Source organism: Salinactinospora qingdaonensis (assembly GCF_039539445.1).
GTDB lineage: Bacteria > Actinomycetota > Actinomycetes > Streptosporangiales > Streptosporangiaceae > Salinactinospora > Salinactinospora qingdaonensis.
Map to the genome: position 1 here is coordinate 149,839 of NZ_BAABDD010000011.1, position 14,370 is coordinate 164,208.

13 protein-coding genes and 1 pseudogene are annotated in these 14,370 nt (G+C 68.2%); 8 read left to right on the forward strand and 6 right to left on the reverse strand.

The features are described from left to right. Window positions 1-316: 316 nt before the first annotated feature. From ABD848_RS13925 to ABD848_RS13945, 5 genes are all read left to right on the forward strand, one after another. Window positions 317-865: a hypothetical protein gene (locus ABD848_RS13925; protein WP_344971798.1), complete on the forward strand. Its 549-nt coding sequence runs from the start codon at window positions 317-319 to the stop codon at window positions 863-865. Between the two features lie 400 nt (window positions 866-1,265). Beyond that, window positions 1,266-1,550: a CBS domain-containing protein gene (locus tag ABD848_RS13930; RefSeq protein WP_344971802.1), complete on the forward strand. Its 285-nt coding sequence runs from the start codon at window positions 1,266-1,268 to the stop codon at window positions 1,548-1,550. 447 nt (window positions 1,551-1,997) lie between these two features. Continuing rightward, entirely contained in the window at window positions 1,998-2,771 is a 774-nt protein-coding gene (locus tag ABD848_RS13935) for an HAD family hydrolase (RefSeq protein WP_344971804.1), read from the forward strand. Then, entirely contained in the window at window positions 2,768-5,188 is a 2,421-nt protein-coding gene (locus ABD848_RS13940; protein WP_344971806.1) for a glycoside hydrolase family 65 protein, read from the forward strand. The genes ABD848_RS13935 and ABD848_RS13940 overlap by 4 nt, the downstream gene beginning before the upstream one ends. Window positions 5,189-7,184: 1,996 nt before the next feature. Further along, window positions 7,185-7,451 (forward strand): hypothetical protein, encoded by a 267-nt coding sequence (locus ABD848_RS13945; RefSeq protein WP_344971808.1) that lies wholly within the window; start codon window positions 7,185-7,187, stop codon window positions 7,449-7,451. Here ABD848_RS13945 and ABD848_RS13950 read toward each other — a convergent pair. The 5 genes and pseudogenes from ABD848_RS13950 to ABD848_RS13965 all read right to left on the reverse strand — a co-directional run bounded on the left by ABD848_RS13950 (window position 7,417) and on the right by ABD848_RS13965 (window position 9,884). Beyond that, window positions 7,417-7,959, reverse strand: a complete 543-nt coding sequence (locus tag ABD848_RS13950; protein ID WP_425567539.1) for an MFS transporter — start codon at window positions 7,957-7,959, stop codon at window positions 7,417-7,419. The genes ABD848_RS13945 and ABD848_RS13950 overlap by 35 nt on opposite strands. Window positions 7,960-7,984: 25 nt before the next feature. Then, window positions 7,985-8,530 (reverse strand): annotated as a pseudogene (locus tag ABD848_RS25025) (MFS transporter); the annotation flags it as partial. Continuing rightward, window positions 8,433-8,801 (reverse strand): MFS transporter, encoded by a 369-nt coding sequence (locus ABD848_RS13955; RefSeq protein ID WP_344971812.1) that lies wholly within the window; start codon window positions 8,799-8,801, stop codon window positions 8,433-8,435. The pseudogene ABD848_RS25025 and the gene ABD848_RS13955, both read right to left, overlap by 98 nt. Window positions 8,802-8,863: 62 nt before the next feature. Next, on the reverse strand, window positions 8,864-9,391 hold the full coding sequence (locus ABD848_RS13960; RefSeq protein WP_344971814.1) for a flavodoxin family protein: 528 nt from the start codon (window positions 9,389-9,391) through the stop codon (window positions 8,864-8,866). 37 nt (window positions 9,392-9,428) lie between these two features. After that, entirely contained in the window at window positions 9,429-9,884 is a 456-nt protein-coding gene (locus ABD848_RS13965; RefSeq protein WP_344971816.1) for a hypothetical protein, read from the reverse strand. 134 nt (window positions 9,885-10,018) lie between these two features. Between ABD848_RS13965 and ABD848_RS13970 the strand changes: the two genes are divergently transcribed. Next, window positions 10,019-10,621: a TetR/AcrR family transcriptional regulator gene (locus ABD848_RS13970; protein ID WP_344971818.1), complete on the forward strand. Its 603-nt coding sequence runs from the start codon at window positions 10,019-10,021 to the stop codon at window positions 10,619-10,621. A gap of 265 nt (window positions 10,622-10,886) precedes the next feature. Here the strand turns inward: ABD848_RS13970 and ABD848_RS13975 are convergent, their stop codons facing one another. Further along, the gene (locus tag ABD848_RS13975; protein ID WP_344971820.1) at window positions 10,887-12,431 is read right to left on the reverse strand and encodes an MFS transporter; all 1,545 of its coding nucleotides are present in this window, start codon (window positions 12,429-12,431) and stop codon (window positions 10,887-10,889) included. Window positions 12,432-12,535: 104 nt separating this feature from the next. Between ABD848_RS13975 and ABD848_RS13980 the strand changes: the two genes are divergently transcribed. Together ABD848_RS13980 and ABD848_RS13985 are read left to right on the forward strand one after the other, a co-directional pair. Then, window positions 12,536-13,450 (forward strand): helix-turn-helix domain-containing protein, encoded by a 915-nt coding sequence (locus tag ABD848_RS13980; RefSeq protein WP_344971822.1) that lies wholly within the window; start codon window positions 12,536-12,538, stop codon window positions 13,448-13,450. A 745-nt stretch (window positions 13,451-14,195) separates the two neighbouring features. Beyond that, window positions 14,196-14,370, forward strand: a 175-nt coding sequence (locus tag ABD848_RS13985; protein WP_344971832.1) for an IS110 family transposase, incomplete at its 3' end; no start/stop codon positions are given.

The following is a 14,370-nucleotide window of genomic DNA, read 5'->3' on the forward strand; positions in this document are numbered from 1 at the left end:
GGGAGCGTGCTCGTGAGCGGGCGAGGCCGTGTGGTCAACGGGGTCGCCGAGATGACGGCCCTGCGCCAGCGCTATCCGTCGCGCCCATGGGCAGGCGGGAAGCGCGATGCGTGGGTCTGCCTCGAACCGAGCGAATCACAGGACGGCCGGGAGTCCAGCGCTGCGCCGTCGCGGCCCCGCGACGCGGACGACGGTCCGATGGCCCGCCGGTAGGGGGACCTCGGTCCCGCCGCGGCGGTGCGGCTGCCCCTGCCACGCAAGGGGGGCTAGGGCGTTTTCTGGAATCGCCACCGCACCCCCCTGAAAGGACACGGACATGGCGACGCAGAACATCGACCGGGCCCCTGCCACAGCCGGCACGGAGCGCGACATCCTCGCCTCTCCCACCGCCCGCGGGGTCTTCGCCGCAGCCCGGCTGGCGATCGGCTGGATCTTCCTCTGGGCTTTCCTGGACAAGGCATTCGGCCTGGGCTTCGCCCCCCCCGCCGAAGGGGCCTGGATCAATGGGGGCAGCCCGACCCAGGGCTTCCTGGCCGGGGCGGCCCAAGGTCCCCTGGCCGGCTTCTACGGCTCCTTCGCCGGCGCCGTGTGGGCCGACTGGCTGTTCATGCTCGGCCTGCTCGGTATCGGGCTGGCGTTCCTGTTGGGCATCGGTATGCGCATCGGCGCGGCTTCCGGGGCGCTGCTGCTGGTACTGATGTGGAGCGCGGTTTTGCCGCCGCAGAACAACCCGTTCATGGACGACCACCTCGTCATGGCGTTGACGATGGTCGGGCTCGCCCTCATCCACTCGGGCGACACCGCTGGCTTGGGCCGCTGGTGGGCCGAGTTGCCCATCGTGCGGCGCTACCCGGCTCTGCGCTGATGCCGAAGCAGTCGGGCGGAGGCGAACGGCGCCTCCGCCCGGCGCGCACGTGACGGCCTCGTGGGCGAGTGCTCCCATGAGGTCGTCACGTGCGCGCTGATGTGGCGGGCGCCGATGGTAGACCGGGCGCCCCACGCCGGCGCTGCGGTCTCGGCCCGCCAGGGGTGTGTGGGCGCGACGAGTCCGACGGTCGCCGGCCCCTGGCCAAGGCCAGGACAGCACGGTCAGCGCGCCAACACCCCGAGGACGCTCAGGGACGCCGAGACGGGCAGACCGACGCCGAAGACCAGCAGCGGGGGACAGCCAGGACGCACCCGTCCCCCAGCACAGCCCTAACAACAGGCGATTACCAGCCCGAACGCGCGCAGCGACTATCGGCGGCACCTCTCTTCCCGCCCTGGTGGCGGCGCGCGCTTCAGCCCCTCGGCCGCAGGCGCGGCTCGGCAGCGAGGGTGTCCTGGACGCTTGCACTGAAGAGAAGGCCGCGGGCAGCACTCCCGGCAAGCTGATGACCCGGCCCGCGCGGACGATCGCGCCGACGGCCTCGGCGGTCGAGGCGGCGCGCGTCACGGACACCACCGGGCGACTCGTGGGGATCGTCACCCGCGGGGATCTGCTGTGGATGTTCCCACACACGGACGGCGACATCACCAAAGCGTGGCTGAGCACACGAGCGGCGTGGTGACGAGCGTGGTTAACGCAACCGCGACAGCCGTATCAGTCGATGGCGACATAGTGCCCCTGATGAGGTCAGTCCCGCGCTGGAGCACCGCTGAAATGCCTGCTTCCGTGTGGTCGTCGGCGTGGAATGGCGTGGTGTCGGTCGACAACCGGACCACCGGCCGGGTCGACGGCGCACTGCCGCCCTAGAGCGTTAGCGCGCTCGCTGGTGGGCCTGCCCCGGCGGCCTGCCAAGAGGACGCGGTTCAGCGGGGCGGCGGTAGTGCCCATGGTCCCCTTCCGAAGGACCGTAGCTCCCTCTGCGACTCGCCTTCGGTCGCTCTGCGGCCGACCGACGTACCTGGCCCGGAGACCGGGGGCCGGATGGAATGGGACAAGGAAACGCCGCCGTGAAGCGGTCGCCGGCGAAGCGCGGGACAGCCGGCGACGGCCAGTTGGAAGAAGGTGACGAGTGGATCAGACGAGCGAGACGGTCATCTCACTGAAGGAGATTTCCGCGGCGGCCTTCGACATGGACGGGGTCGTCACCGACACCGCCTCCGTCCATGCTGCCGCCTGGAAGCGCACCTTCGACGACTTCCTGCTGTCGCACACCCGGGCCACAGGCGAACCGTTCGTCCCCTTCGACCTGCGCGACGACTACCTGGCCTTCGTCGACGGCCGCTCGCGGCTCGATGGGGTCCGCACCTTCCTCAGCTCGCGCGGCATCGTGCTGCCCGAGGAGGAGCACCCAAGCGCTGATCCGGCGGCGCTGACCGTGGCGGCACTGGGCGACCGCAAGGAGCGCTATTTCCTCGACTACCTGCGCACCTACGGCGCCACCGCCTACCCCTCGACGCTCGTGCTGCTTCGGACGCTGCGCAAAGAGGGGATACACACGGCGATCGTCTCGGCTAGCCGCAACTGCGCGGCCGTTGTTAAAGCGGCCGGCGCCGCCGAGTTGTTCGACGTGCGGGTGGATGGCCGCGACGCCGCGCGGCTGCGCCTGCCCGGAAAGCCCCACCCCGCCCTGTTCGCCGAGGCAACCCGCCGGATGGGTGCGACCCCCGCACGCACGGCCGTGTTCGAGGACTCCCTGGCCGGGGTGGAGTCGGGCGCGCGCGGCGGCTTCGGCCTGGTGGTCGGAGTGGACCGGTCCGGCCAGAGGACCGAATTGTTCGCGCACGGCGCCGGGTTGGTGGTCTCCGACCTGGCGGAGTTGACAGTGGCAAGGAGACACGGTTGAACACATGGGCACTGGCCTACGAGGGCTTCGCCCCAGAACACGAAGGTCTGCGCGAGGCGCTATGCACCCTCGGCAACGGCTACTTCGCTACACGCGGCGCGGCTCCGGAGTCCCGCGCGGACGGCGTGCACTACCCGGGCACCTACATTGCCGGATGCTACAACCGCACCGTATCCCGGGTGGCGGGCCAGGAGGTGGAGAACGAGGACATGGTCAACGCGCCCAACTGGCTGCCATTGACCATCCGTACCGGTGACGGCCGGTGGCTGGGCGGGGATGACACCGAACTGTCCGACCAGCACCTCGCACTCGATCTGCGCCGCGGCGTACTCACGCGCACCTTCCGCTACCGCGACGGCGACGGCCGCACCACCCGGGTGCGTCAGCGCCGCCTGGTCTCCATGGACGACCCGCACCTGGCCGCACTGGAGACCGAGGTCACCCCCGAGGACTGGAGCGGAACCCTCACGGTGCGCTCCGCTCTGGACGGAACCGTCACCAACGCCGGCGTGGCCCGCTACCGGGACCTGTGCGGACGCCATCTGCAGGTGGGGAGCACAGGCGGCGACGTCCCCGAGGAGACGTGGCTGTACGCCGAAACCAGCACCTCGGGTATTGGGATCGCGCTCGCCGCGCGCACGCGGGTCACCGCTGGGCCCGAGCCGGACGCGACCTCGGTGGCGTCCCGACCCGACTGGATCGGCTGCGACCTGGAGATTCCCGTGCTCCCCGGCCGGACGGTGACCGTGGAAAAGACCGTCGCACTGCACACCTCGCGCGACAAAGCCATCAGCGACCCCCGCACCGCGGCACGCGCCGCGCTGGCCCGGGCGGACGGATTCGCCGAGCTGCTGCGGCACCACACGGCGGCCTGGCGTCGGTTGTGGCAGGAGTGCGCGATCGACATCGGCGGCGAGGAGCAGCGCGTGCTGCGCCTGCACCTGTTCCACCTGTTGCAGACGCTCTCACCGCATACCGCCGACCTGGATGTCGGGGTACCGGCGCGCGGCCTGCACGGCGAGGCGTACCGGGGGCACGTCTTCTGGGACGAGCTGTTCGTCTTCCCCCTGCTAAATCTGCACCTGCCCGAGACCGCGCGGGCACTGTTGCGCTATCGGTGGCGCCGCCTCCCCCAGGCACGCGCCGCAGCGTCTGCCTATGGACTGCGCGGCGCCCTGTTCCCCTGGCAAAGCGGCAGCGACGGGCGCGAGGAGACTCAGCGCCTGCACCTCAACCCGCGCTCGGGACGATGGTTGGACGACCACTCGCACCTACAGCGCCACGTGGATATAGCGATCGCCTACAACGTCTGGCAGCACTACCGCACTACCGGCGACCTGGGGTTCCTGGCGGAGTTCGGCGCGGAGCTGCTGCTGGAGATCGCCCGTGCGCTCTCCGACCTGACGGCTTACGACTCGCACCTGGGCCGCTATGTCATCCGCAGCGTTATGGGGCCTGACGAGTACCACGACGGATACCCGGATCGCGAGGCGCCGGGGCTGGACGACAACGCCTACACCAACGTCATGACAGTATGGGTGCTCCAGCGGGCCCTGGAGGTCCTGGAGGAGCTGCCCGAGGCGGGCCGGCGGCAACTGAGTGAGCGGATCGGACTGACCCGCGCCGAGACCGCACGCTTCGCCTGCATCGCCGCGCGGATGCGGGTGCCCTTCCACGACGGCGTCATCAGCCAGTTCGCCGGCTACGAGGACCTGGTCGAGCTGGATTGGACGGCCTACCGCGACCGCTACGGCGATATCCGCCGCCTCGACCGCATCCTGGAAGCCGAGGGCGACACCTGCAACCGCTACCGCGCCTCTAAGCAGGCCGACGTGCTGATGCTGTTCTTCCTCCTCTCAAAGGAGGAACTGACCGCGATCCTGCGAGGCCTGGGTTACGACCACCACGCCGACGACCCAGACCTCATCCCGCGCACCGTCGTCTACTACCTGACCCGCACCTCCCACGGCTCCACGCTCAGCGCCGTCGTACATGCGTGGGTGCTCTCCCGCACCGACCGGACCTCCTCTTGGCGCTTCCTCTGCGAAGCGCTGCGCTCCGATATCGACGACACCCAGGGCGGCACCACCGCCGAAGGTATCCACCTTGGCGCCATGGCCGGCACTGTTGACGTCCTCATCCGCTGCTACACCGGCCTGGCAGCACAAGACGGGGCCCTGCGGCTAAAGCCCTCCCTGCCCGACGAGCTGGCCCACCTGTCGTTTCGCCTGCGCTATCGCGGCCATCGGGGCATCCAGTTAGACATCGACGCCGCCCAGGTGCGGGTAGCGGTGCCCCCGTCCTCGCTGTCGCCGCTGGAGGTGCAGTGCCGCGGCGAGTCCACCCACATCCCCCCGGGCAGCGACCGCACCCTCCCCCTCCGATACCCACCAAGAACGCGGCCACGGCAACGCTGACGGCCAGACGCCCTCGCGCTTACCGCCTCGGGTATCGCTGAGGAGCGAACAGAGGCGGCCACGATTATGCCGTCACTGACAGCGAGAACAGATCGCACGCCAGGCGGGCTCGCCGTGGCGCAGCGCCGACTCGAACATATGGCCAGCGGGCACAGGCATTAACCGACCGTGGAGCCGGCCGTCTCCACGCCGCCGGCGAGAGACGAACTGGAGACAGGAAGATGACGCCACAGCATCGAACGGCTCCCAATGAGGGATCTGACCCACGCCTCCAGGTTTCGGTGCAGGTCGGCCAGTGCACCGAAGCACATTGACACAGTAGAGGTCGCTGGTTCCATTTCGGCATTGCCCACCAACAAGACCGCGTTCCAGGAGGTTCTCTGGCCTGTGGTCGGATATCACACCGCTCGGATCGGACAACATCCGGGCGGTTTTTGCTGTGTGGACCTTAGAGACGGTTGGTGCGAGCTTCGCGGTACCGCTTTGCACGGAAGTGGCGCCGCGGCGGGCTGTCACCGGTGCTCCTGACACCTACGAAGCGCCGCGTTCCAGGGTATCTGCCGCTGTGTGTGCCCGATCGGGATGGCTGATCTGTGTGCGGGGGACGCGACAAGGCGGGTTGTGCCCGTCCTGTCGGCGACGACGGCGCGCCGGGGCGGTGCCCGCATCGAGCCCGGTCTCGGTCAGGCCCCGTGCTTGTGAGCCATCCCCGATACGTCGGGGATGGGGTCCGAGCTGTGGGGAGGCGACGGGCAGCATCCGCAGGTAGCCGAGCATGCCGCTCTCTCCTGCCTCCCCTCGTAGGGCCGTGGTGTCGCCAGGCGTCCCGGCGGCCTGCCCGGCGTGAGGGGCGCGGTGGCTCGGAGCGGGCTCCTCCCACACGGGTGGGGCCGGGCCGGCTCGTTGTCACCACGAGGGCGCCGGCGCAAAACGGGAGATCGCTGACAGAGCACTACTCGTGTGCGTGCTCTCGTGACGAAAGCTGGCTTCACCAGGCTCCCGCGGCTATTCGAGAGGAGCGGTCAATGACAGCCGGTGACTGTCGTCCCAGTATCGGGATTTCGATGGGAAGATTTCACCTTCGTTGGAGAAGTAAAAAATGACACGAGACCTCAATGTGACTTTTTTTGCGATAGCCGACATGCGACAGGGCGTTGCTTCGACGCGCAGATGCGGCGAATGAAATCACTGTCAGTGAATGTTGTTTGTCTGGTTTATAGTCATTGGCCAGAAATTGTACTGAAAAGTTCCCTACGCGGCTCGTCGTACTCTCGGAAAGCTCCACGCTCCGCCCTGACCTGTGTCGCCGGCGCCGCCGAGCCGGCCGACCCCTATGCCGCGCGTCAGCGGTGGCACAAGCGCGAAGCTCCCGTCAGCTCTGGGACCCGCGCGACACTAACGGGGCCATCGGCCGCCAAGGGTGGCCATACGGGAGCCCCCTCGGCCATGACGTGACGCCGGGCAAAGCGTCGATGGAGTGCCTAGCCGGCCCCGGAGCGAGGCTGGAGCTGGCCGAGGCGCTGCCGGGAAAAGGTGGGGCGCCCCTGTCCCCGCCCCGCCACCGCCTCCCCCACCGCGACTCCCGCCCGCTTCACTACTCTTCGTGATCGCCGGTGAACTACGGCGACGCGGCGGCACCCCCGCCGCTCCTCGCCTTCGGCGGGAAGAGCCGATGAGTGCACAAAAAGTGGGGTGACTAATGAGCTTCACCGGAAAGCCCTTGCCCTTTCTCCTGGAAACAAGGTCACAGCCAATCCCACCCCCAAGAAACGCAAGCCTCTCTCGTATTTGCCATGCCGCAGCCCCTCCAACAGGAGCACCTAAGACAAAGCCCTTGATCAAAAGAACCCAAACTTGAACCGAAAGTGACAATTCAGAACACCAGAGTTCACCCAAATCGACCTTGATAGTCACCCTCCGCTTAAGAGATAGTCTCTTTGCACATGAAAGACACTTCCTATTTTGTCTAGATAAAAATAGACATCGGGAGTTCTACTTGGTGGCCGTAGCGGCCTTCCCCTCGACGTCCCAGCACACAGACGAGACGCGCATTCGTTTCAGCTTCCAAGGAGAGCGGTATGAGCCCATCCCCCGCCCTTTCCGGGCCAGCCCCACCACGGCGGGCTCCCCAGCGCTGACCACCGCGATCCTGGTCACGTTGCGCGCTGACCAGACCAACGTCGACAACCTCCTCGGCCACGTCCACGACCACCACACATCCGTCGCCCTCACCGGCCACCGCCGCGCGGCCGGCACCTCGTAGTGCCCTGACGCGGTTGGTCCTGACTGATCGGCGGACGGCCGGCGGCGGCCCTCGTGCCGCCGGCCGCGCGTCCGTTCCGCCCCCCGCCGCGGGCGGCGAGGTAGGCGGCGCTGGTCCCCGCGGCGATCGCGTTCAACAGGGCGGTGCCCACCGCTTCGCCCACCTGCTGCACGGCGTTGACCATGGCTGAGGCCACCCCGGTGTCGCGGTCCTCGACGTTGCGGGTGGCCATGCTCATGGCCGGCACGAACGCGGTTCCCATTCCCAGCCCCAGCAGCACCTCGGCGGGCATGACCACGTTCAGGTAGCCGCTGTCGACCTGGAGCAAGGTCAGCAGGAACATGCCGATGGCGGCCACGAGGAAGCCCCCGCACATCAGTACTCGGGGCGAGACCAGGGTCAGCAGCCGTCCGGCGACCTGGGTGGAGCCGATCACCAGCCCCACCACCATCGGCAGGAGCACCAAGCCCGTGACCAACGGGGGAGAACCCTTTGACCGACTGCAAATAGTAAGTAAGGAACAGAAACATCCCGAACATGCTCATCACGGACAGGCCGAGAGCGAGGCACACCCCGCCTCGGTTGCGTTCGGCGACCACCCGCAGCGGCAGCAGCGGGTCGCTCATCTTGGTCTCCACCACGACGAACAGGACCAGTAGCACCACTGCGGCGCCGAGCAGGCCGATCGTCAGAGGCGCTGTCAGGCCGTGACTCTCGGCGTTGGTGAACCCGTAGACGAGGGCGACCAGGCCGCCGGTGACCAGCAGGACACCGGGGACGTCCAGGCAGGGACGCGCGCTGCTACGCTCGGGCTCTCGCACCAGTGCCGCCGCGCCGAGAAAGGCGACCACGGCGATGGGGATGGCGACGTAGAGTGACCACCGCCAGGTGGTGTACTCGGTGAGGACACCACCGAGGATGAGGCCGGTGGCGCCGCCGCTGCCGGCGATGGCGCTGTAGACGCCAAAGGCCCGCGCGCGGTCACGGCCCGCCGGAAAGGTGAGGCTGGCCAGGGCCAGCGCCGAAGGGGCGAGTAGGGCGCCGAAAGTGCCCTGTAGGGCGCGCCCGGCGATGAGCATCGGCCCGTTGAGGGCCCGTGCCGGCCACGGCCGAAGCGACGGCGAAGCCGACGAGGCCGGCCAGGAAGGTGCGTTTGCGACCGACGAGGTCGGTCACCCGTCCCCCGAAGAGCAGCAGCCCGCCGAAGGCGAGAGCGTAGGCGGTGATGATCCACTGCCGGTCGCCGTCGGACATGTTGAGTTCTTGTTGGGCGGAGGGCATGGCGATGTTCACGACAGTGGTGTCGAAGACAATCATGAGCTGAGCCACGGCGATGAAAGAGAACGCCATCCACCGTCGTGGCCGTGCAGGGGAACCCGTTGCCCTCGCCTGCGACTGCTGGCGTGGAAACGTCACTGTTCACCGGGTCTCGTGGTCGACGTCATGGTGCCTGCGAGTTGGCGTCCCCACTCCTGGGCGCGGCGCTGCTCTCCCTCGTTCAACGGGCCGCCCCTACCGGCGACGTGGAAGCTCTCCCCCCGTTCGGCGCCGCCGAAGCCGCGCTTGCGCAAGAGCTTGTACGCCGACTTGGCCGCCGAGCCGCTGAGCATCTTCTCGAAGGAGGTGTCGAAGGTGCGCACGAGCAACTCGGGGCGTGGGGGGAGATTCTCGATCCATTCGCGGACACCGACCCCGTCCCCGTGGGTACCGCCCTTCTCGACCGCCTGTCGCCGGGTCTGCTCCTTGGGCATGGCGAAGTCGTGGGTGGGGGCGCCGACCAGGAGCAGCCCGACCCCGGCGGGGATTTCGCGCGGGGCCTCGCTGGGCGAAACGGTGGTGACCGAGTCGGCCCCGAGGACTTCGCTCAGGCCCGCGGCGACGGCCTGGGCCACGGTGAGCGTGTTGCCGAAGTAGGACTCGACGACGATCAAGATGTTCACGGTCGTTCCTTTCTGTTACTGGCTGGTCGTCCTCACCTCAGGAGCGGGCGGCTCGCCAGAGCAGGACGACGGCGACGAGTCCCGCCACGCAGGGCAACAGGGTGAGACCGCTCCACAGCGCCGGCAGGACCGGTCCGCCGTACTCGCTGATCGTGAGGTTGAAAAGGCCGCCGCCGAGCCCGCAGCAGAAGACGATCGTGGCGAGGACGGCCACCCAGCTTCGGGGGGTGCGGGCGGCGGCGATCAGTAGCAGCCAGGTCACGACACCGATACCGCCGGTGACGTAGAGGTACACGTAGAGGACGGTGGGGTCGGGGACGGTGCCGTGAGGGGCGTAGTGCTCCTGGACGTGGGTGGCGATGCTGCCAACGCTCGCCTGGTCGATAGCCAGGGCCACAAGTACCGCCAGGGTGAGCAGCAGCCCCACCCCCATAGCCGCCATCGGCCCACGCTGACGCTGACTTACCGACGCCGCGTCGGACGGGTTCACCATGATCGTTCCTCCGCCCACAAAATTTGAAAGTGACTTTCTCTCTGAGAGAAACTATCTTTCAAGTGAGCCGTCCTCGTCAAGCGAGTAGGACGCACATCACCACGAACCATTGGAGGTGCACTAGCATTAGCCGCATGTCCACGGGCCTTCGGCAGCGCAATCGGCTGGCCGCCATGCGCCTGATCCAAGAAACGGCGCTTGACCTGTTCGACGAGCGCGGATTCGACTCCGTCACGATCGAAGAGGTCGCGGCTGCGGCCGAGGTGTCCCCCTCGACCGTGTACCGCTACTTCGGCACCAAGGAAGGTCTGATCGTCTCCGACGAGTTCGACTCGCTCAGCGAGGAGGCGCTCGCCGACCTCATCGACCTACGCGACATCGTGGGGACCGCGCGGCGCATCGTCGCCAGCTACGAGTCCTCTGTCGAGTCCACCTCGGCTACGCAGCGTTCCGAACACGGTCCGTGGCGGCGGGTGCGGTACTTCTTCCAGGAACCCTCTGTGCGGTCGGCCATCTACGCCTCCCTCGACCGGGCCAGCGCGCGCATCGCCGAGAACATGATGACCCAAGAGGCCCTGCCCCCCACCCAGGCCCGGGTCGCGGCCCACGCCATCGTGTTCGGTTACTTCGCCGCTTTGGAGCAGTGGCACCTAGACGGCGCCGAACGACCCATCAGCGAGTACGTGGACCAGGGTCTGTCGGTGCTGTGGGGTCCGCCGCCCCCCGCCGGGGAGTGACCGAGCCGCCGACCGGCACGGACGCCCCTTGGGCGGAAAGCGTTCGGATATCGCTTGACGTTTTCACCTTCACCTCGCCGGTGAGGGAGGTCATGGACGGCAGAACCAGATATCGCCAAAACCGCAGCCAGCGGCCGAGAACCAGGTGACTGCCTGCGCCCCGCCCGACAACCGAGTGCCGCAACACTCCCGCGCATCAGGGCGCATCGCCGCTTGCGGGGAGAATCCCCGCAAGCGGCATCGGAAAACGCGCCAGTTCGACCGGTTAGGCGGATTCGATCTCTTCGGCCGTGCGGCTCACCGACTCCGCCTCGGCCGTTTCCTCGCCGGATGCTTGGGGGTCGGTCTTGGGGAGCCACCGCAGCGCAAGCACGCCCAACCCCGCGTGGAGCAGACCGGCCACGATCACCGCCGCGTGCAGGCCGGTGACGAAGGCAGACTTGGCTTCAAGGAGCGCCTCAGACGCCAGGCCGGGCAGCTCCGCCGTCTCGTCCAGCGTGGGGGCCAAGTCCGGCCCCATGACCCGGAAGATGAGAGCGGCCAGGGAGCCCAGCAGAGCGATCCCCAGGGCGTTGCCGACCTCGTTAGAGGTCTCGGCCATCGCAGCCGCCGAGCCGGCCCGCTCGGTAGGCACTGCGGCCACGGCCACGTCGGCCACCACGGCAAAGGAGATCCCGTAGCCGAACCCGGACACGATCATGGCGGCCACGTACCAGCCCGCACCGCCCGTGACGCCGGTCATCAGAAACAGCGACAGACCGGCGGCGATCGCGAAGTGGCAGGCGATCAAGGCGGCCCGGGTCCCGATACGCCCGACGACCATCGGGACGACGATGCAGGTGACGGTGAGCACCAGGGCGCCGGGGACAGCGAGCATGGCGGCTTGGGCGACCGTCATCTCCAGCACCGTCTGTAGGTAGACGCCGGACAGGTAAGCGGTGGCCGACCAAGCCGCCAAGGGCAGCAGGCCGGTGATGATTGCGATAGTGAACACCCGGTCGCGGAAGAGCCCGAAGTCGATCAGTGGATACTCAAGATGGCGCTGACGCCGGGCGAAGGCCACCAAGACCACCAGACCGATGATGCCCGCGACGATCGCAAGGACCGACACTCCCTCGGCGGCCAGGCTCTTGACCGCGTAGATGGCCAACAGCAGGCCCACCGCGGAGAGCACGACGCTCAGCGCGTCGACGCGGCCGGGCCGGGTCACCTTTACCTCACTCAGCAGTATCGGAGCAAAGATCAAAAACAGCACGATCACGGGGATGTTGACCAGGAAGACCGAGCCCCACCAGAAGTGGCTGAGGAGCTGTCCCCCGACGATCGGGCCGATGGCGAAGCCCGCGGCGAAGGCCGAGGCGAAGATCCCGATCGCCTGGGCGCGCCGCTTCGGGTCGGTGAACAGTTCGCTGAGCACGGCCAGAGCCGACGGCAGCAGCGTGGCACCCGCCATACCCATCAGCGCCCGAAAGGCGATCAGCATCTCGGCGTTGGGGGCCATCGCCGCCCCGGCCGAAGCGAGTCCGAAGAGCGAAGTTCCGATCAGCAAGAGCTTAAGCCGACCGTAACGGTCGCCGATGTTGCCGAAGGCCACCAGAAGTGAGCCGACAGCGAAACCGTAGATGTCGAGTATCCACAGTGACTGGTCAGCAGTCGGCACCAGGGCGTCGGTGATTCTGGGCATCGCCAGGAACAGGATCGAGCCGTCCATAGCGACCAGGAGCACCGGGCCGAGAATGATGGCGAGACCGAGCCACGCCTTGATGCCTGGTGCTCGTTGCGCTTCTGGGGATGCGTGTTGCGGGTTCATGTCCACCACGGTGGTGCAGCCCCGACAGGCCAACCAGCCCACAGTGATGGGTACACCCGAGAGGGATACCCACGGTGGCCGGACCGCGGGTTAGGCTCGCGGCTATGGAGCTGGAAACACTCGGCGTGTTCCTCAAATCACGCCGGGATCGGGTCACCCCCGTCGATGTCGGACTGCGGACCTATGGAACCGCCCGCCGCGTGCCGGGACTGCGGCGCGAAGAGCTGGCCCACTTGGCCGGCGTCAGTGCGGGCTATTACACCCGCCTGGAACAGGATCAGGCCGGGACCGCCTCTCAACAGGTACTCGACGCGCTGGCCCGGGTGCTACGGCTGGACCCGGCCGAGCGGCTCCACCTGCGCAACCTCGCCGACCGGCCGACGGTGCCGGGGCTGTCCCGCCCCGAAGCCGAGCAGCCGCACCGGCGGGTGCTGGCGCTGCTGGAGTCGCTGGGCGAGTTCGCCCCGGCCGTGGTCCTAGGGCGCCGCGGTGACGTGCTCGCCTGGAACCGCAGCGGGCACGCGCTCGTGGGCGAGCACACCGACTTCGCGGCCCCCAGCTCCCCGGAGAGGCGCCCGTCCGTGCCGCGGATGTTCTTCCTGGACCCGCTCACCCGCGACCTCCACCGCAACTGGGCGGAACTGGCCCGCGTGCACGTGGGCTACCTGCGGCTGACCGCGGGCCGCTACCCCACCGACGCCCGGCTGGCCGAACTGATCGGCGAGCTGGCCATGCGCAGCGGCGACTTCGCGGCACTTTGGGCTGACGGCGACGTCGCCGACTGCACGGTGGGCCGCATGGACCTGCGCCACCCCACCGTCGGCGAGCTGAGTGTGGATTACCAGGTCTGGCTGCAACCCGACAGCCAGGACCACCGGCTGGAGGTCTACACGCCCAGCGACGAGGCGTCGGCCGACGCGCTGCGCCTCCTGACCAACCAGTTCTCCAAGGAGCGGGGCTCCGGGGCGCTGACCAGCCACCTACCGGTGGGCGTCGAGGAGGGGTGGCCGACGCCCTAAGCCCCGGCTTCCCAGCCGGCGTCCGGGGTGTTTCTCCGGGGGTGTCAAGCCGGGAGTGGGCAGATGGCGCCGTTCGCTCGTGCCTCGATCGCTACGTGATCTCAGCAGCCCGGGGCGGGCTGTGCCTGAGGTGACACGGGTGTCACGACGGGGCTGGGGCCCACGTGGAGCCAACACCACAACAAGGCAAACAGGAACGGGGCCACCACCGCGACCGGACAGACGGGAACGGGGCGAGCACCATGACGGAGCGGACGGGGGTGGGGCGGCTCGGCGGCTTCCGGCACGCCCTCAGCCACCGTCCCACCGAGACACCACCCCACCGGCATGTCCCCCACACCAGCGGCACCCGGCACAACAGCGATGCGTCAAAGACACAGCGCCCCCCGTCAAGGCTGCCGAGATCGCAAAGCGATCGAGGCACGAGCGGACGACGAACACTCCCACCCCAGACACACACCAGGCCCCCCACACCACCCACGCCCCACCCCAACGTGACAACCCCACAGAAACACCCCCCCATTACCTTTTAGGGAGTTCCGCAAGGGAACTCCCGGCCTCTGGTCCCGGCAGGACTGGTCCCCCCTGTCATCGATGATCCGGGGGGTGGTGTCACCGGGCACCAGAGGCACCGCCAGACCGCTGATAGAAGCACGATCCGCCCTGGGCAGGATCTTCGTAATGTGGATGCCGCCAGACGGTGCCCGCTGCGGCCGGGACGACGCACAAGCAGCCAGGAGTACACGTGGCCGACACCCCCGACGAGATCGGCGTCTACCTCGGCCTGGACGTCGGCAAAGGCCAGCACCACGCCCGCGGCGTGACCCCCGCCGGCAAGACCGTGTTCGATAAGCGCCTGCCCAACAGCGAGCCCAAGCTCCGCCAGATGCTGGACAAACTCACGGCCAAGCACGGAACGG

Bases quoted from the DNA above. Each gene is read 5' to 3' on its own strand.
- ABD848_RS13925 (WP_344971798.1), top strand. From the start codon at position 317: ATGGCGACGCAGAACATCGACCGGGCCCCTGCCACAGCCGGCACGGAG.
- ABD848_RS13955 (WP_344971812.1), bottom strand. From the start codon at position 8,801: ATGGCGTTCTCTTTCATCGCCGTGGCTCAGCTCATGATTGTCTTCGAC.
- ABD848_RS13965 (WP_344971816.1), bottom strand. From the start codon at position 9,884: ATGGTGAACCCGTCCGACGCGGCGTCGGTAAGTCAGCGTCAGCGTGGG.
- ABD848_RS13970 (WP_344971818.1), top strand. From the start codon at position 10,019: ATGTCCACGGGCCTTCGGCAGCGCAATCGGCTGGCCGCCATGCGCCTG.
- ABD848_RS13975 (WP_344971820.1), bottom strand. From the start codon at position 12,431: ATGAACCCGCAACACGCATCCCCAGAAGCGCAACGAGCACCAGGCATC.
- ABD848_RS13980 (WP_344971822.1), top strand. From the start codon at position 12,536: ATGGAGCTGGAAACACTCGGCGTGTTCCTCAAATCACGCCGGGATCGG.